At 41.5% G+C, this 18,452-nt stretch carries 18 protein-coding genes; 6 read left to right on the forward strand and 12 right to left on the reverse strand.

The window, feature by feature from the left end; translation table 11 throughout:
* Positions 1-177: 177 nt before the first annotated feature.
* From EP737_RS06075 to EP737_RS06090, 4 genes are all read right to left on the reverse strand, one after another.
* Positions 178-1,017, reverse strand: a complete 840-nt coding sequence (locus EP737_RS06075) for an aldo/keto reductase (RefSeq protein ID WP_129727019.1) — start codon at positions 1,015-1,017, stop codon at positions 178-180.
* Between the two features lie 424 nt (positions 1,018-1,441).
* Positions 1,442-2,695, reverse strand: coding sequence for an ABC transporter permease (locus EP737_RS06080; RefSeq protein ID WP_129727020.1), 1,254 nt, complete (start codon positions 2,693-2,695; stop codon positions 1,442-1,444).
* Entirely contained in the window at positions 2,688-3,587 is a 900-nt protein-coding gene (locus EP737_RS06085) for an ABC transporter ATP-binding protein (protein ID WP_129727021.1), read from the reverse strand. Before EP737_RS06085 ends, EP737_RS06080 begins: the two co-directional genes overlap by 8 nt.
* A gap of 288 nt (positions 3,588-3,875) precedes the next feature.
* Positions 3,876-5,699, reverse strand: coding sequence for a hypothetical protein (locus tag EP737_RS06090; RefSeq protein WP_129727022.1), 1,824 nt, complete (start codon positions 5,697-5,699; stop codon positions 3,876-3,878).
* Positions 5,700-6,635: 936 nt separating this feature from the next.
* Between EP737_RS06090 and EP737_RS06095 the strand changes: the two genes are divergently transcribed.
* Positions 6,636-7,790 carry a hypothetical protein gene (locus EP737_RS06095; RefSeq protein WP_129727023.1) on the forward strand — a complete coding sequence of 385 codons (1,155 nt, stop codon included), beginning with the start codon at positions 6,636-6,638 and terminating at the stop codon, positions 7,788-7,790.
* A 614-nt stretch (positions 7,791-8,404) separates the two neighbouring features.
* Positions 8,405-8,650, forward strand: coding sequence for a hypothetical protein (locus tag EP737_RS06100; protein ID WP_129727024.1), 246 nt, complete (start codon positions 8,405-8,407; stop codon positions 8,648-8,650).
* 179 nt (positions 8,651-8,829) lie between these two features.
* Here EP737_RS06100 and EP737_RS06105 read toward each other — a convergent pair whose 3' ends face one another.
* Together EP737_RS06105 and EP737_RS06110 are read right to left on the reverse strand one after the other, a co-directional pair.
* Positions 8,830-9,714 (reverse strand): NAD(P)-dependent oxidoreductase, encoded by an 885-nt coding sequence (locus tag EP737_RS06105; RefSeq protein ID WP_129727025.1) that lies wholly within the window; start codon positions 9,712-9,714, stop codon positions 8,830-8,832.
* Between the two features lie 433 nt (positions 9,715-10,147).
* Complete coding sequence (locus EP737_RS06110; RefSeq protein WP_129727078.1) at positions 10,148-11,446, reverse strand: GGDEF domain-containing protein; 1,299 nt, start codon at positions 11,444-11,446, stop codon at positions 10,148-10,150.
* Between the two features lie 537 nt (positions 11,447-11,983).
* On the opposite strand from EP737_RS06110, the gene EP737_RS06115 reads away from it, so the two are divergent.
* Entirely contained in the window at positions 11,984-12,592 is a 609-nt protein-coding gene (locus EP737_RS06115; protein WP_129727026.1) for a nitroreductase family protein, read from the forward strand.
* A gap of 56 nt (positions 12,593-12,648) precedes the next feature.
* On the opposite strand, the gene EP737_RS06120 is transcribed toward EP737_RS06115, so the two are convergent.
* Positions 12,649-13,869, reverse strand: coding sequence for a glutathionylspermidine synthase family protein (locus EP737_RS06120; RefSeq protein ID WP_129727027.1), 1,221 nt, complete (start codon positions 13,867-13,869; stop codon positions 12,649-12,651).
* Positions 13,866-14,171: an aminotransferase yhxA gene (locus EP737_RS06125; protein ID WP_246040186.1), complete on the reverse strand. Its 306-nt coding sequence runs from the start codon at positions 14,169-14,171 to the stop codon at positions 13,866-13,868. Before EP737_RS06125 ends, EP737_RS06120 begins: the two co-directional genes overlap by 4 nt.
* 81 nt (positions 14,172-14,252) lie before the next feature.
* Here EP737_RS06125 and EP737_RS06130 point away from each other — a divergent pair, with 81 nt between their 5' ends.
* The 3 genes from EP737_RS06130 (at position 14,253) to EP737_RS06140 (ending at position 15,381) form a co-directional block, all read left to right on the forward strand.
* Positions 14,253-14,711, forward strand: a complete 459-nt coding sequence (locus EP737_RS06130) for an RNA helicase (protein WP_129727028.1) — start codon at positions 14,253-14,255, stop codon at positions 14,709-14,711.
* Between the two features lie 58 nt (positions 14,712-14,769).
* The gene (locus EP737_RS06135) at positions 14,770-14,979 is read left to right on the forward strand and encodes a hypothetical protein (RefSeq protein WP_425455855.1); all 210 of its coding nucleotides are present in this window, start codon (positions 14,770-14,772) and stop codon (positions 14,977-14,979) included.
* Between the two features lie 159 nt (positions 14,980-15,138).
* On the forward strand, positions 15,139-15,381 hold the full coding sequence (locus EP737_RS06140; protein WP_129727030.1) for a hypothetical protein: 243 nt from the start codon (positions 15,139-15,141) through the stop codon (positions 15,379-15,381).
* Between the two features lie 57 nt (positions 15,382-15,438).
* On the opposite strand, the gene EP737_RS06145 is transcribed toward EP737_RS06140, so the two are convergent.
* The 4 genes from EP737_RS06145 to EP737_RS06160 form a co-directional block, all read right to left on the reverse strand.
* A complete protein-coding gene (locus EP737_RS06145; protein ID WP_129727031.1) occupies positions 15,439-15,741 on the reverse strand; it encodes a hypothetical protein in 303 nt (100 codons plus the stop codon).
* A gap of 79 nt (positions 15,742-15,820) precedes the next feature.
* Positions 15,821-16,135, reverse strand: a complete 315-nt coding sequence (locus tag EP737_RS06150; protein WP_129727032.1) for a hypothetical protein — start codon at positions 16,133-16,135, stop codon at positions 15,821-15,823.
* A gap of 272 nt (positions 16,136-16,407) precedes the next feature.
* Positions 16,408-18,117, reverse strand: a complete 1,710-nt coding sequence (ptsP, locus tag EP737_RS06155) for a phosphoenolpyruvate--protein phosphotransferase (protein WP_129727033.1) — start codon at positions 18,115-18,117, stop codon at positions 16,408-16,410.
* Positions 18,117-18,380: a phosphocarrier protein HPr gene (locus EP737_RS06160; protein ID WP_129727034.1), complete on the reverse strand. Its 264-nt coding sequence runs from the start codon at positions 18,378-18,380 to the stop codon at positions 18,117-18,119. Before EP737_RS06160 ends, ptsP begins: the two co-directional genes overlap by 1 nt.
* Positions 18,381-18,452: the final 72 nt, after the last annotated feature.

The following is an 18,452-nucleotide window of genomic DNA, read 5'->3' on the forward strand; positions in this document are numbered from 1 at the left end:
TAAAGAAAACTCGCCGATTAGCGAGCCGGTTGGCGAAGACAGAGGCGCAGCCCTACTTATATACTGTATTCCTAAAGTTTCCGGCTACGTCGAATTCGCTTCTAGCTGGAAATTTATACTTTCCTACAGTGGTACAAAAAGCCGGGGGCATTGCCCTCGGCTTAACGATCGGCTGTATTAGAAATCAAAGTTATCAGGATCCGGCCCCACACGATGATTTTGATTCAAAGCATCGATTCGGTCCATATCCTCTGCAGTTAATTCAAAATCAAAAATAGCGGCATTTTCGATAATGCGATGTTCCTTTATAGATTTAGGAATGGTCACAACACCATGCTGTAAGTCCCAGCGCAAAATCACTTGAGCAATGGATTTTCCGTGTTGGCTTGCGATTTCTTGCAGCTCTGGCTGGTCTAATAATTGACCTTGCATAAGAGGGGACCACGCTTCCAGTTGAACCCCTTGTTCCTTACAGAACATTTGTAATTCTACTTGTGTCAGCCTTGGATGATACTCCACTTGGTTGATCATTGGCTTGATTTCTGCTTCCTTCAGTAAGTCTTGCAAGTGATGAATTTGGAAGTTGCTTACCCCAATTGCGCGAATACGTCCTGCCTTATAAAGAGCTTCCAATGCTCTCCAAGTCTCTTTATACTTTCCTTCAACCGGCCAGTGAATCAGGTATAAGTCCAAATAATCTAATCCCAGCTTTTCTAAGCTTGTCTCAAAAGCAGTAAGCGTAGTCTCATAGCCTTGATCTGCATTCCATACCTTTGAAGTCACAAACAAATCCTCACGGGATAAGCCCACATCCGCAAGCCCCTCACGGATTGCCTGCCCAACTCCCTCTTCATTCCCATAAATCGCTGCCGTATCAATGCTGCGATATCCATGCTTAATAGCAGCCTTTACTGCATGAACCAATTCTGGTCCTTCTTCTACCTTAAATACCCCTAAGCCAAACCAAGGCATTTTTACACCATTATGCAATGTAGTTGTACTTTGTAAGTTCTGCATTTCTATATCCTCCTCAAACTTATTCCTATTAGACAATAAAGTAAGATAGCTGCTAATAAGCTGTCTATTATCCGTCAGCTATCCCCTTTGACAAGAGTTATTATGACTGATAGTACTGCTCATGAGAAGAACGCACTTAAAAGTGCCATAGGTACTTTTAAGTTCTATAGGCACTTTTAAGTTCTATAGTAAAGAAAACTCGTCGATTGGCGAAGCCCTACTTATACTGTATTCCTAAAATTTCCGACTACGCCGAATTCACTTCTGGCTGGAAATTTATACTTTCCTACAATGTAAATAAGACCGCCAAAAATTTTCTGGCAGTCTCGTTTACTGCTAGTTCGTAAGGGCTAGCAGCTCTTTTGCAGTTGTGGCTGAAGAACTATCTGCTTTAACTAGTAATCATCCTCTTCGTTTCCTAGCTTTATTCATTTTTTGTTAATTGAAGTGCCTTTTTTATATCCTTAAAGGAGCTGGATTTTCCGTACATAAGAACGCCGCCTTTATATACCCTTGCTCCAAATATGGCGAGAACCACAATCGTCACTATCAGAATACCTATTCCCACTAACGGCTCCCAAACAGGAATAGTCAACATCCCAACACGCATGAACATCAACATTGGTGTAAAAAAGGGAATATAGGAGGTTACCGTAATAAATGTGGTATCCGGCTGGCCCAAACCAAACACCGCAATCATAAATCCAGCAACTATTAATAGAGTCATCGGGGTAATCATTTGCTGAACATCCTCAATTCTGCTTACTAAAGAGCCTAAAAATGCCGCTAAGGTCGCATATAGGAAATACCCTAGTACAAAAAAGACGACTGCATATATAACAGTGGCTATTGGAATAGTATTGAATCCAAAAGAATCAAAAAACCCGCCTTCCATTGAGGAAAGATTTTGTTTAACAGAATAATAGCCTATTCCTAATAACACGATAAGCTGAGTCAAACTTAGTAAACCTACACCTAATATTTTGGCAAACATTTGCTTAATGGGAGAAACGCTTGAAATTAAAATTTCCATAACGCGAGACGATTTCTCTATAGCAACCTCCATCGCAATCATGTTCGCATACATGATCACTGAAAAATAGATAATGAACAATAACACATATACCAAACCTCTAGCTTGATCCAATTCTTCTTCTGTTTTTGCATTTTTCTCAAGAGCCACTCGCTCAAATGAAACAGGCTCATACAGCTTTGCTAGCTGCTCAGAAGATAGATTGATTTTTGATGCCGCAATTTGCGTTTTAATTTGCTGCAGACTATTTTGTAATTCTGTAGGTAAAGTCGAATCTGCGATTGTCATAGATTTATACGTAGCCAAAGGAAGGTTTTCTTTATCAAATGAAAGGATCAGTAAACCTTTATAGGAGCCTTTTTCTACTTCAGATTGTGCTTTTTTCTCTCCATCCGTATAATTGACCAGTTTGATGTCCTGGTTTATCCCTTTTACATTCTGCTTAAGCGGTTCAAACAGGGCATTTGTTTCGTCAATCACAGCAATTGTATCCTTTTCCTCCCCTTTATTAAAAAAGTTAATAATATTCGTCATATTGGTTAAACCAATCATGAGTACCAAAGTGATAGCGGTAGAAATTAAAAATTGTTTTGTTTTTAGCTTACTCGTGTATGTATGAAATAAGATAATCCAGAAGTTATTCATAGGAAGCACCTACTTTCTCGATAAAAATATCATTCAAAGAAGGTTCTTCAAGAACAAACTTTCGGACGAAGCCTTTTCCAACAATATCATTTAAGATTTTTTCAGCGACGTATTCTCCTTCAATCTGTAAATGAATTCCTTCCGTTGTTTGCTTTGTTTTCGTTACCCCTGAATAACTTTTAAGGAAATCCATATTAAAATCCGCATGGATGATCAAATTTTTCTTTCCAAATGACCGTTTAATTTCCTTTAGAGAACCATGAACAATCGGTTTTCCGTGGTGCATAATACATAAATGCTCACACATCTCTTCTACATGCTCCATTCGATGGCTTGAAAACACGATAGTCGTTCCGTTTTCTTTCAAATGTAAGACTGCCTCCTTTAACAGTTCAACATTCACTGGATCAAGGCCACTGAAAGGTTCATCCAAAATCAAAAGCTGCGGCTTATGAATAACAGCAGCAATAAATTGAATTTTTTGCTGATTTCCTTTGGAAAGCTCCTCTACCTTCTTATCCTTATATCCAGGTATCTTAAATCTAGTTAACCAGGAATCTAATTCTTTTAAAGCAGCTTGCTTTTGCATACCTCTTAACCTAGCTAAATACACAATCTGCTCTTTTACTTTTAATTTTGGATATAAGCCTCTCTCCTCTGGAAGATAGCCAATGAGATGACTTGTCGTGTAGTTAATCGGTTTATTGTCCCAAGTAATAGTTCCACTGCTTGGATCTAGCAATCCTAAGATCATTCTAAATGTTGTTGTTTTTCCTGCGCCATTTGCCCCTAAAAATCCAAACATCTCATTTTCTGGAATCGAAATGGACACATCATCAACTGCAGTAAAGGATCCAAACTTTTTTGTAACGTTTTCTAGCTTTAAAACCATTTTTAATTCCCTCCTCTTTAATTATTATACAGAAAAGGATTAAATTACCAAAAAAGAATTGGATCCTCCTCTAAATTATTTAGTACTCCAAATGAGCATTTTTAGTAAAGAAAACTCGCCAGTCAGCGAGTTTTCTTTTCACTTTAAGATTATAAATTTCTAGCTAGAAGATAATTCGACGTAGCGCGAAATTTTAGGAAAAAAGTATAAGGGCAACTACGCCTCTGTCTTCGCCCAAGAGCAGGGCTCGCCAGTCAGCGAGTTTTCTTTATATTTATCTATCAAGCCTTATTCCTCAGCAGTCTTCTTCCACGACTCCCTAAGCCATCTTACAATCTTCGCATCATTATTCTTATTTCTCCGCTTCGTGGCGTTGTTCACAAAGCGCTTGAGTGTATTATAGCCGATTTCGATTTCCTCTGATGCCTTTAACAAGCTGATTTTGCGGCGCTCCATTTCTTTTACAACCATATTCGGCTCCAGCATCTCCTCTGTAATAACAGGCTGCCTTTGCTGCGGTTCTTTCAGGGAGTTAGTCACGCTCTCTGTCTGCACGGCTTTTGTCAGCATATCTGTGTAGTGAGGCTCTCTGTCAGCCTGAGGCGCACTGTACGCAGCTAATACATGCTCCTGCTTGCTTAGGACACTATCTAACGTCCTCTCGAAGCCGGTGCTGTCGAATTGGTGCTGCTCCTTTAAAATTGATAGCTTTGCTTTATTTTTACGGACAATTTCCTCTGTCGGGATGACAATAATTTTTTGAGAAAAGAAATACTGCTTCCATCCCTTCGTCCCGATTTTATCGTAATCAAGCTCTTCGACAAAGTTCCATTCCTTAATAATGCTATGCTCCTGCAAATTGTAAAGCACCTTCATAAAGCGATCAACAAGCTCTGTCCCCCGATGACGGCTATTTTCCATCTCCATTTCACGTGCTAGAGTGCCGACTAAAAAGGGCTGTCTCATATTGCGCTTTGATAATCGAATAAACCATTGAATGGCTAAATAACGCGTTAATCGCTTTTCAAATTTCTCGCGGATCGGATGAAATTCCAATGCACTTAAGTCGATAAAGCCTAAGCGCTTATTTTGTTCTAAAAAGGATGTAAGCAGCGGAGTCGGCTTAATTTGACATGCTTGAATACCAACAAAGCGGTCTTTCGTATCATACGCAGCCCGAATTTTCCCGATTTCCACGAGCTTCTCCAAGTCGCGCAATTTCAACGTCTGCATGCCCTCTCCTTCCTCATCCTCAATTTCGATAATCTCCCCTTCATTGAGCGAAATCCAAATGTTCGCGATTGCTTTCACACGGGACATAATTTGAAAACGATCCCGTTCCTTAATTTTAAGCTTATTTGTATTGTGATCCACAACATTTGTTCTCAGCTTTAATACATCCTGTGAATGCAAAAAGAGAAAGCCGTCTGTATCACGCGGCGCGAACAAAAAGAGAAAGCAGAGAATATCAAACACATCGGCTGTCATCTCATCCATGGACGAGAATGCGGAGCGAAGCTGATTCCATTGCACTTGCTCCTCCTCTGTCCAGCCCATATTTGTAAGATCATCCTGCTCCTTGATCCTAGCTAGCAGCTGCAATGCACCGCCAGCATCCTCTACACGGGCCTCATATACCCCCTCCTCCCCTTCATGAGGAGAAAATTTCTGCGGGTTCGTCAAAATATTACGCATGAGATGATATTTATAGTCCATGCTTGTAATAATGCCGCGCTGCTCTCTTGCTTGATGAATCATCATATCATTCATGCTTCTCTCATCGCTATTACGATTAAATTCCTCTACAATATACTCATGCAAAATCGTCGTTAGCTGCTGGTTATACGAATAAAAAATATGATAAATATTATGTTTTGTTAATTTTTGATTTTGCTCTCGTAAGGACCCTGTAATCAGATCATATAAAATTTGAAAGCTGCGTGATACATTCGGATGTTTTTCGCCCCCTACAATACCATGCACATACCGCTCCCATGCCTGAATTACATCAGGCTGATTACGAAATAGCAAGACCGCCTCTTGTAAGATTACTAAATGACAAAGCTCCTGATTTAAAGGAACATGATCAGGGATGTGTATCGTTTGCTGCACCTATTTCACCTCATTATGCCGGTTATCCCCCATATGGATTCATTCTTGTTAATATATCTATTTCTGTGCAAAGAAAAATTCTCCATTTTGGGACTTACCGTTCAACTCATTTGCCATTTTATCTGCTTTATCATCATACCGTACGTTATGCCATTTTTGCCACTATCAATTTAAAGAAAACTTGCCGATTGGCGAGCCCCGCCTTTGGGCGAAGACAGAGGCGGAATTACACTTACACTGTATTCCTAAAATTTCTCGCTACGTCGAATTGGCTTCCTGCTAGAAATTTATCCTTTCTTACCGTGCATAGAAAGATTGCCATTTTAAAACTTACCGCACAGAAAGTTTGCCATTTAGACCAATTTCCCCATATTTTCCTTATATATGTGCTAGAAATAGCAGCCTACCGTACACCTCCTGAAGAAAACGGCAAGCAGTATCTTGCAGCAAACAATATGCCATTTTACCGTTCATCAAACTTACTGTGCACTTTATATACAGCAGGCCCTGAGCTCTATCCCTTATGGGAGTAGGGAGACACACTTTTTAAATCATGTTCTGTAAAAAGCAGCTGTTTGCCATTTTGCCGCCAGACGAACTTACTGTGCAACGCATAATCTGCCACTTTGCCTTTTCTTTAAACCTACTGTGCAGGACGAGCTTCGGCCGCTCCTATCAAAACCCTTGATAACACTGCAATTACAAGTATCCCCCCTGTGCAGCAGCAGCAATAGCTTATTTGCCACTTTGCCGTTTTGCTGAACTTACCCGTGCACCAAAGAATTCCCTAAAAATTTTTCAGCCCTACAGCCACAACGGTTTGAGTGCTCTCCTGCCATTTGCCACTTTCTCTTAGAGAAGCTCATTCGAAAAATATTCATATAGTATAATGCTTTTTGTTGTAAATACTCGAAATTTAGGAAAGGAGGGTATGAGATGAGCCGTAAGCGTACCAAACAAAAAAAGCAACAAGCCATTAAAATGGATGGCTTCCGCTTTCCGCATCAACTATTAGAAGAGTTGCGCCAGTTCCAGGATCAGCAGCATATTCAGGTGCCAGCAAGCTCCTATGCAGTATTGCTAACTGTACTGCAGCAAATCCATGTAGAGCGCAATAGCCAAGGAAAAGTGCTGGAATACAATTTAGCTCACTGGGCAAGAACACTTCATATGGCATATTCTACTATGCATGCCGGCCGAGAATTCTTAATCCGTCATGGCTTTTTATATGAAGAAATCTTACCGAGCGGTATGCCGGCATTTGTACTGCGGAACTATAAGGAATATACAACGCCTGAACTAACGCAAGGACACGAGCTCAACTACTTTATCGTTCCTCATACCCTCTTCCAAACAAATATTATCGCAGAACTTGTTCGTACGGCGAATCCGGAGGCATTCGAGCTTTTATTCTCCTTACTCAACCAATTCCGTCACGGTGTTGCAAAGCTGCGCAATACAGGAGAGCTTTCATTTGTTGAACAAACTCGCAATATGAGCACATTAAAGGAAAAGCTCGGCAAACGGGCAAAGGCTGTCCGGGAAATGCTGACACTATTTGAAGCTATTTTTGAAATCGAGCTTGTCGGAGTTCAAGTGCGCGGTAAGCAGCTATGGGTCCGGCAAGTAAAGTTCCGTTTAAAGGAAGAATGTGTGAAGGAAAATACAGATGAGTTTGAAGTACAGCCCCTTTTAGCTGCTTTTCAGGAGAATTTATTATATATATTAAACGGTTTAAAAATCCGTTATAAAGCACGTGACCTATTTGATATAATGATTTCATTTAAACAAGAGGTCGTGAATGTAGTGAAATACATAATAAATGAAGAGGGAGATCCGTCCTATTCATATCGGGATAGCTGGTTAGAAACGTTCTTCTACTCCTGTTTATCAAGATTTGAACAGCATATGAAGGAGCAAAAGGAGCCATTTACGTTCCGAACCTCTATTGGTGCCTATTTCCGGACGATCTTCCGCAGGAATTTGCCACATGCCGTGCAGCAGATTCCTCATCCACTGATACATGATGCCAAGGTGCTGGAGTATACAGCTAAAGAACATATCCCAAAACTTCATCTTCTCACAATGTAAGCCCTGTCGAAAAAATGAGCGCGACGAGGGCTATTTGTCGTACAGAAGCGATCTCCACAACGAAGCAATTTATACAAAGAATAGTCACGATCAGCTTCTATATAACCTAGAAATAGAAAAGGTTCCTCCGATTTAACGCGGGGGAACCTTTTTTTTAACAGTATGATATCAAATCACTGCTTCTGTTTTCTTTATATATCAGATAACTGCTTCTATTCCTGAGAATTCCCCATATCATTGCCTCTGTACTGTGGATATTTGATTTAATTGCATGTGAATATGTGAGTTCTTGAATAGAAAGTCTCTTATAATCCTAGAAAAATGCATATATCATAAGGCTTTAGCTATCATTCCTCCAAGATGCTTATATATTTGATTCTTTTATTTTGATTTTATATCTTATGTATTTGAAGAAATACTAATACTGTTTTTTTACTACATAAATGACTCTAAAGTTATACAATTCCATACTAACACTTTTTAAATATTTTGTTACAAAATATGGAAATATTTTTGAATAAAATCTGAAAATTTCCTCTATAATAAGCTATAATACTTGAAAAAATTTCTTACGTAATCGAAATCTTATATAAGACTGGAAAAGGGGATAGAAAATGACGATGATTAGCTTAGTTGTAATCGGTATGATTTGCGGTATCCTTCCCATGATCGTAGGAGTGCTGCAGGAAAAGCTGGAAGTAGGAATGCTTGGACTTTTCCTCTCTGTTGTAAGCGCTATCATATATGGATGGTATTTAGCCATTCCGATTGCGATCACCTTTACCCTTCTGCTTGTTAAGCCAAAACGTGGTATTCCGGCGGAGGTCATTCCATTTCCTAGTGCAAGAGTAAGATCCTAATGCAAAATAAGCAAGCATCCTAGCGACGCTTGCTTATTTTTGCTTATACTTTAAAAAAGTATAAATCTCCAGCCAGAAACAAATTTGATATATCTGGAAATTTCAAGAGTGAAGTATCAGTGCAGTTACGCCCCTGTCTGCGTCAATCACTGCATCAAGGCTCTAAGCCCCTGCTTCTTTCACCCTTTGAAATACCGTTTATACAGCGCCTGTGTGCCGCTATTCTCTTCTCCATGCTCCGCAAGCTCCTCATACATCCGCTTCGCTAGGTCGAGTCCCGGCATCTCTATATTCATCGCCTCCGCCTCAGCAAGTGCAATGCCCATATCCTTAATAAAATGCTTAATATAAAAGCCCGGCTCAAAATTGCCTTGTATCATCCGCGGTGCTAGATTGCTTAATGACCAGCTGCCAGCTGCCCCAGTTGAGATGCTCTCAAGCACTCGCTCTGGAGCAAGACCAGCTTGCTTTGCATAAGCGATCGCTTCACATACACCAATCATATTGGACGCAATAGCAATTTGATTGCACATCTTCGTATGCTGTCCGCTGCCGGCTCCGCCCTGCAGAATAATATTCGTTCCTAATAGCTTCAGCACAGGAAGGCAAGCTTCATACACTTCCTGTTCACCTCCTACCATAATGGCAAGACGAGCCTCCCTTGCGCCGACATCTCCGCCAGAAACAGGTGCATCCAATGTGTGCATGCCGCGTACCTTCGCTTCATCGTAAATCCGCTTTGCAAGCGTCGGCGTCGAAGTTGTAAAATCAATAAAAATCGTCCCTGGCTTTGCGCTCTGCATCATTCCTTCGTCTCCAAGATATGTACTTTCCACATCGTGCGGATACCCAACCATTGTCATGACAACATCCGCCTTCTTGGCAATAGCAGCCGGAGATTCCTCCCACACTGCCCCTTCTTGCACAAGCTCATCCGTCTTCGCTTTTGTTCGATTATAGACATGTACAGGGTAACCAGCCTTCAGTAAATGACGCACCATGCTTTTCCCCATCACACCCGTGCCGATAAATCCAATCACCGCTTCCGATGTAAGCTGCTTCATCTCGCCCACTCCTTTTATCATGGCTTATTGAAAAGCACTATACTGCTATATCCGCTTTTCTTATGTAGACTTCCCTATAAGGATACCACTTTTTTCCGTCATTCTCATTACACAAATTAAGAAAAGCGGACAGGGCCCGCCTTTTATGGCAGCGTAGGGGTGGGCCGGAGTAAAAGGCGCTTTTTGCCTTTTGCGGAGGTTCAGCCTGGAGTCTGCCATTTTGGGCCTTGGGAGCTAGCTATCACCCCGAAAAGCTATCCTTTCCTATCTTGCGCCGACTGGTGAGCCCTGCCCCCCGGGCGAAGACAAAGGCGTAGCCCTACTTATACTGTATTCCTAAAAATTTCTCCCTACGTCGAATTGGCTTCCGGCTAGAAATTTATCCTTTCCTACAGTACGAAAAAGTCGCAACTCACAAGCTGCGACTTTTCCCTTACACTTTATCTTTTCTCTCCCGATATAAACATACTTGATTTTTACCCTTTTGCTTCGCCTCAGACAGTGCCTCATTAGCACGCTGAACGAACTCCTCGCGACTCAGACCGGCTGAATACTCCGCCACTCCAAAGCTTGCCGTTAGCTTCGAAATGCCTGTAAATTTTTTTGTTTCAATAAAAAATCGAAGAGATTCGGCAATAACAAATGCCTGCTTACCCGTTGTATTAGGCAGAAGAAGAACAAACTCCTCTCCTCCCCAGCGTGCAAATACGTCATTCGTGTGTAGATGCTTAGAAACAAGATCAGCTATTTGCGCCAATACTAGGTCTCCGTGGTCATGTCCATATGTGTCATTCACCTTTTTAAAATCATCCACGTCAAATATAACAACAGATAGAGGTTTTCTACGCCTTTTTGCCAGATTCCATTGTTCCTGCAATAGGGTTTGAAATTTAAAGCGGTTGTAAATATTCGTTAAAGAATCAATCGTTGCTAAGCGCTCGTTCTCCTTATACTCCTTCTCAATCTCCGTAATATCCGTTCCAATTACAAGAAACCGTGACATATCATCAGGAATGGCAACAGACCGTACAAGAAATACAAACTCTTCTCCCACACTGTTCATCATTTTGACCTTCTTGCTTCCCGCTAGGCAATCATCAATCCAAGCAAGCTTATTAAACGGAACATAATAGCCTTTTTCTTCTAAAAAGGCATCGGCAAAGGTAATATTATTCTCTTGATAAGCTGATAAGTCCTCATAGCCAAAAAAATGAAGAAAGGTTGTGTTACAGTCGGTAACTTCATCATCCTCCACAATAAACAACAAATCACTTTGAAATTCCATTAGTGTACACAGCATACTTTTTTGCAATTCAGCTTCTTTTTCAAGAGATATTTTATATAAGCTTTCATGAAGAATTTTTAATACAGCCTGCGGGGTAATGGGTGGCATAACAAAATGCTTCACCCCTAAAGAGAGGAGTTTCATGACTGAGTCGGAATCAACATCCTCGCATATAACCACAACCCGCGTTTTATCGTGTTCCATTCTTTCTACAAATGAGCAAGCAGCGTCTCCAGAGACATGTAAAATCACAATATGCGGCTTTACCCTTTGAAAGGTGCTCCAACCTTCCTCGATTCCGTTTGCTGGAAATAAGCATTTTGGCTTCCAATCCTCTGTTATCGGCTGCATCTGACCTCCTTCTTCTACATACAATACATTTACTTCCAGGTCCTTCAACAAATCTTGAAAAATCGTGTTTGTTAACAGGAAATGCAATAATCTGATCACACGCTCGTCACTCACTTCGTTTTTAAGAAAAGCGGATACGGCCTGTTTTTGCTCCCGCAGTAAAATGTCTTCACTGCAAATGTTATATATTTGTTTAGGCAGAGAGGAATACTTTACTGCGGGAGCAGACCGTGAGAACTATCAAAGCTCCCATATATCTATCCTTACTTTGGACAAAAACTATAGAAGTTCCATCTTTGTATTGTATGAGCAGGAGATGCAAACTGTCTGTGTGAATGTCCTTTTTCTAAAAAAATCTTAAATCGGGCATACTATCCACAACACGTGCAAAATACTTGAATCCCCACAAGCAGATATTATATTCTAAGATAGGATAATACTTATAAAGAAAACTCGCCGATTGGCGAGCCCTGCCTTTGGGCGAAGACAGAGGCGTAGCCCTACTTATACTGTATTCTTAAAATTTCCAACTACGTCGAATTGGTTTTCATCTGGAAATTTATACTTTCTTACAGTGTAAAAAATGAGTCAGATAATTTTTGGAGTTAATAAAGAAACATGGAGGATACAGCAATGGCAGATTTTTTCACAGTACTCGAGGAGCGTACATCTACGCGGGCATACAACCCAGAAAAGGAAATCACAAAAGAAGAGTTAACAGAATTGTTAAATGCAGCTGGCAAAGCACCATCTGCTTGGAATCTGCAGCACTGGAAATTTCTTGTATTCCATGGAAAAGACGTACAGCAGCGCTTGCTTTCCATCGCTTATGGACAACAGCAGGTTGTAGATGCTTCAGCAGTAATCGCGGTGCTGGGGGACTTAGAAGCGAATCAAAATGTTGACGATGTGTTCGGTCCGCTTGTGAAGGAAGGCTATATGACGCAGGAAGCGTTTGACCGTTTGGCTCAAAACGTAGCCAGCGCCCATAACAATGCGCAATACTCACGCGATGCTGCTGTTTGTAACGCATCTCTTGCAGCAATGCAATTTATGCTTGCGGCAAAAGCAAAGGGCTGGGACACTTGTCCGATTGGCGGTTATAATGCGAAGGCACTTGTTGAAGAGTTCCAGGTTTCCGAGCGTTATCTGCCGATCATGCTGATTACTTTAGGAGAAGCAAGTGTAAAAGGACATCCTTCCTCTCGCATGGATATTTCACGCACTACAGAATGGATGTAATCGGAAAAGCCGGAAGCTTACACCATCATCAAGCGGTACAGAAGACGGGGGATCATTCATCCCTCGTCCTTTTGTATACCCAGAGGCAAATAATACGCTACATTATTTGTGATCTTTCCCCCAACGCGGCAGCCAATGCTGCTTGCGCGTCCATTTAGCAAAAAACTCCCGTACATCATATGGCCATCCTGCTTCTGTCCGTTCACATCTATTTGCAGCACAGGCAAATCAACATACTGCTGATATACAAAGCCATAGGCTTCATATGATTTCTGCGTCTCCTCCAGCGTTTTGCTTCCTTTGCCGTCATACAGTTCCACCGTATCACCTTCACGACCAAATATAGGCTTCTTGACATACGGCATGCGCTTCATCAAAAATGTATCTTCTTCTAAATAAGTAGGTAAAAAATGCTTTGCAATCCATTCATGCTCCTCATCGCTAAAAAACGAATTTCGCTCCTCATGAAGCCCCCAAATCACAGCTTGAACAGCTTTATTTTGCAGCAGGAAGGCTGATGGAGGATTAATGACCTTCAATTTCCCAGCGCATACTAAAGATAAAAGCATTTGGCCAATCGGGGCTCCGGCTTCATCGTAATCAAGTAGCAGACTTTCAATTGGAAACGTTTGTCGATATAGTACATCTATTTTTTTTCCTTTCTCATCATATAGCCCCTCATGAGGAATAATTTGCAGCTTGTCGAGTGGCACAAACCGCGATGCTTTTCCGTACAGCTGTTGTAAATACAGGACAGTTAAACGATCCTCGTCATTATCTTCATGAGCGGTAAATACAATGTATGCATCATCTCTTCCCGCTGATATATCAACGGCCTCTTGTACTGCCATCTGCAGCTTATACGCTTCTCCCTCATTTACATCCGCACATCGAAAGTGCGCACATACTTGTTTATTTACGGAAAACAGCTCCTTAATAAAGGTCGGTGTATCAGCATTTAACTCCATCACCTTAAAGCCTTCATTGCTTTCTACAAAATCCAAGCGAGCAATGACGCTTTCTGAAAGTGAAGATGTGAGACGCAGAAATGGGATTGCTTCCTTTGGATAATACATCGCAAGCAAAGTTTCCTCATCAAGGCGGCGAAGAAGCGAAGCCACCTTAAAAAAAATATGGCTTGCGCGTGTAGACGCCTCTCGTAGTTGCTCTGTTGTCTCCTTTGAAATAAGCAGCACATCATATAAAGCATAGGGCTGACCGTACAAATCTGGCCAAAAGTCGTGAATTGTATTATAAAAGGAAATGCGATCACTCATGAGCCGCTCACCGCCGAACCAGACCCGAAGCCTTTTTTAAACCCTGGACTTTGTTTATACTTCTGATAGGGAGCATAAGCATGCAGAGCCTGACGCGACCCAAACCATGTTCCACCGTAAAAATAATGACCGTAATAGCGAGAGGTTCGATCGTCACACTCCCAGACTCCATCATCATAATCAAACTCATATTCTCCGCAGCTTAAATCATCTGGCTTAGGGGGAAGTGCTTCGTCCTTGCCGCAGCCCACTGTTCCGAGAACTGCAAATATACCAATCATCATATTTGTTGTTTTGGTCATGGGTAGCCTCTCTTTCGTATGTAGTTTCTTCTATAATTTATGATATGATGTAGAAGAACAAGATGAAAGGAGAAAATTCTCATGCATCTTACCTATTACTTACAGAAGGACGACCAAAGCTATGAAGCTTTCTATACATATAAGGAAGGCGCTATCGATGCAAATGAAGTTTATGCAAGACAGCTGTGTGAGTACTTTATTGTAAATGGCTCGCAGTATCGTCTGCTTTCGAACGAAATGGATGGAAATGAAGAGATGCTTATCATTGAGCATCTCGGGGCTGCCGCTGCATTGCCGGGGGAAATATTCTACAAAAATGAAGGCATTCATCTTGAGTTTCGTGAATATCTTTCTCCTTCTCATATGCCTCTTTTGTATACATTACAGATCAATCCGTACGGACGGGGACATTGGGAAGTGATCCGCTATTTGCTGAAGGATTATGTTGATGTTCCGACAATCGGTATTTGCAAACGGGATTCGGCAGAGCTGGATGAAGATCGGCGCTGCTATGTTCTGTATGTCACGAGAACAGTCTAACAAGCATGGTTTTTACATCCATGATATAATGGTAGAAAAAGAATATAAACGGGGGAAGATGAATTTGAAGTTGCATGGAAGCTTTATGGCGGTTCTTTGCTATGTTGTAACCGTTTTGCTTCTTTATTTGATTGGTGATGTTTTTACTATTCCATGGCTGCAGCTTGCAAAAGGAGCTCATACAGAAACGTCATTACACTCCCTTTTGCCTCTGGCCTTCGCTATTCCTGTGTATATCATTGTTCGCTTGAAAACAAGACGTGTGTAAAGAAAACTCGTCGATTGGCGAGCCCTGCTCTTATACGGTTTCCTAACATTTCTCACTACATCGAATTGGCTTTCTAGCTCGAGAAATTTATATTTTCAAAAACAAGCAGCGCACCTCCGAAAAACAAGCTGAATATGCTATACATAAGGAGGTGCCGCCATGTGGGCATTTGACTTTCCAAGGCGCTATGAGGCTGAGGATCGCTTCGTTCGTTCAGAGAGCCCGGAAGCTGACATTTTACAAGATATTTCTCCAGGGCAGCGGGTCGCAATTTGGTTTCATGAATCCGGATTTATTAAGGGCCAGTTTGAAGGCTTTCAAAGGAGCTATGCCTTATTTTTAGTAAAAGACAATGTAATGCGTATTCGTATCAGCGCGATTCAAGCTGTTGCTATTTTGTAAATATGTAAGAAACATGAACTGAGCACGGGGATATTCCCGTGCTCTTTTGATTTGCAATTAGTCTTCGAAATCTTCCATAAAATCGTCATCGTCGTATCTACCACCAGTTGCGAACGGTGCAACCGCATTAATCCTTCTTGGTAATAGACGAGTTAAGCCTGGGAAGCCATTAAAGTTATCTAGCAATACAAAGCCATTTTGGAAGCCTTGGAAAACGCCTGTTGCTGGCGGTTGGCTATCGTACTGTAGTCTTACTCTTGTACCAGGGCTTAATTGGCGGAGAAATGGAGTTAAGTCATTCACTCCTGCCACGTTAGTGTTGTTATAGTTGTTGTTGTTGCTATAGTTATAGTTACCCATATTATTCACCTCCCTATAATCATATTAATAGTCGGAACAAGCCTTATTGGAAAAGGAGATTATTGCTGAGGAATTAGCCTTAGCAACGTCCTCCACCGGAAGGAGAAATCGCGTTGATTCTGTTTGGTAATAGACGAGTCAAACCAGGAAAGCCATTAAAGTTATCTAGCAAAACAAAGCCGTTTTGGAAGCCTTGGAAAACGCCTGTTGCTGGAGGCTGGCTATCGTATTGTACAGTCACTCTTGTGCCAGGGCTTAATTGACGGAGAAATGGAGTAAGGTCGTTTACAGCTGCTACATTGGTAACGTTGTGGTGGACGTTGTGGTGGTTTTCCTTTTTGTCATGACCGTCGCATCCCCAGAAGCTGTTTCCATAGTTACCGTTAAAACTCATACTATCTCACCTCCTTTATACTGTTGATACATGATATGCATGAAAAGGGGACGAGGTGTACAGGCTCTTGTGGAAGTTTTACATAAATAAGGCTATGAAGTTCATAAATTTTTCTAGAGTTTTCTCTTCTCTATTTCTGTTTTTTCGCGCGGATGAGTATGATGAGGTATGCCTACGAATGAAACTATGTTTCTCGAGTGTAAGGAAAAGGCTAATAGATTGTTTCAACAATAGAAAACGACCCTGCTAATTTTTAGCAAGGTCGTTTTCTATTAGATGCTCTTTACAAGCTCAACTACCTCTTCAGCAGTTGCCATTTGTAATGCTTTTTGTGCAAGTTCTTCCATTTGAGGCTTGGAAAGCTTGCGGATTTGTGTTCTTGCTGCAAGAATAGACGTTGCGCTCATGCTGAACTCGTCTAGTCCTAAGCCGATAAGAAGCGGAATCGCAAGCGAGTCGCCCGCCATTTCGCCACACATGCCAGCCCATTTTCCTTCTTTATGAGCTGCATCGATAACCATTTTTACAAGACGTAAAATGGACGGATTGTATGGCTGGTACAAGTACGCTACTTGCTCATTCATACGGTCTGCTGCCATTGTGTATTGAATTAAGTCATTTGTTCCGATTGAGAAGAAATCAACTTCCTTCGCGAATACATCAGCAAGTACGGCAGATGCAGGGATCTCTACCATCATACCAACTTCGATGCTGTCAGATACAGTCACGCCGCTTTGTACAAGCTTGTCCTTCTCTTCAAGAAGCACAGCCTTTGCTTGACGGAACTCGTCCACAGTCGCGATCATTGGGAACATGATTTTTAGGTCGCCATACACACTTGCACGAAGCAATGCGCGAAGCTGCGTACGGAACACGTCTTGCTCATCTAGGCAAAGACGGATTGCACGATATCCAAGGAATGGGTTCATTTCCTTTGGAAGATGTAAGTATGGAAGCTCTTTATCGCCGCCGATATCTAGTGTACGAACAACAACAGGTTTTCCTTCCATGCTTTCCAGAACAGTTTTGTATGCATCAAATTGCTCTTCTTCTGTTGGAAGATTGTCGCGGCCCATGTATAAGAATTCTGTACGGTATAAGCCGACACCTTCGCCGCCATTATCAAGTACACCTTTTACATCCTTTGGTGTTCCGATGTTGGCAACGAGCTCAACTTGATGTCCGTCAGCGGTTACTGTATGTTCATTTTTTAATTTCGCCCATTCTGCTTTTTGTGCTTCGTGGTTCGCTTTTTTCTCTTCGTAAGCGCGAAGCTCCTCAGCAGATGGATTTACGACTACATTTCCATCTAAGCCGTCTACGATAACAAGGTCGCCATTTTTAATTTGCTCCATAACAACCTTTGTACCAACAACTGCTGGAATTTCCATAGAACGTGCCATAATCGCTGAGTGAGACGTACGTCCGCCGATATCTGTTGTAAAGCCTTTTGCATATGTGCGGTTAAGCTGTGCTGTATCAGAAGGTGTTAAATCTTCAGCGATAATGATAACTTCTTCAGAAATTGTGCTTGGATTTGAGAAGTTAATTCCTAATAGATGCGCTAATACACGTTTCGTTACGTCACGAATATCAGCAGCACGCTCTTTCATATACTCGTTATCCATGCCTTCGAACAAGCCGATGAACATGTTAGCGACTTCATTCATCGCAAACTCAGCATTTAGAGCCTCGCTATTGATGCGGTCTTTTACTGGGTTTACAAGCTCTGGATCATTAAGTACGAGAAGGTGCGCCTCAAAGATTGCAGCCTTATCTGCACCAAGCTCTGTCAATGCGCGGTCTTTAATGGCAGAGAGCTCACCCTTTGATGTTTCAAGCGCTGCTTCTAAGCGCGCCACTTCAGCTGTTGCATCAGCAACAGATTTTTTTTCAATAGTGAAGTCAGGATTTTCCAAACGAAATGCTTTTGCAATTGCGATTCCGTTGGATGCGGCAATCCCTTGAATATGAAGTGTCATTATTCTCCTAGACCTTCGCTTTTCATTGTATCTTCAATAGCTGCTAAGGCTTGAGCCGCATCTCCACCGTTGGCAGTAATTGTGATTGAGCTTCCTTCTTGAATACCTAAAGACATTACACCCATGATGGACTTTAGGTTTACAGTTTTTCCTGAATACGCTAATTGGATATCAGCATTGAATTTGCTTGCAGTGTTTACAAGAAGTGTTGCAGGACGAGCATGAATACCAGCATGGCTAGTTACTTTAAAAGTTTTTTCCATAATGATGGTCCCCTTTTTTCTGTATAGTTATTATTAAAAACCTATAGTAAGCAACGTATTTGCATTGCTTAC

The sequence above is a fragment of the Ectobacillus funiculus genome (genome assembly GCF_004138295.1).
Lineage (GTDB): Bacteria > Bacillota > Bacilli > Bacillales > Bacillaceae_G > Ectobacillus > Ectobacillus funiculus.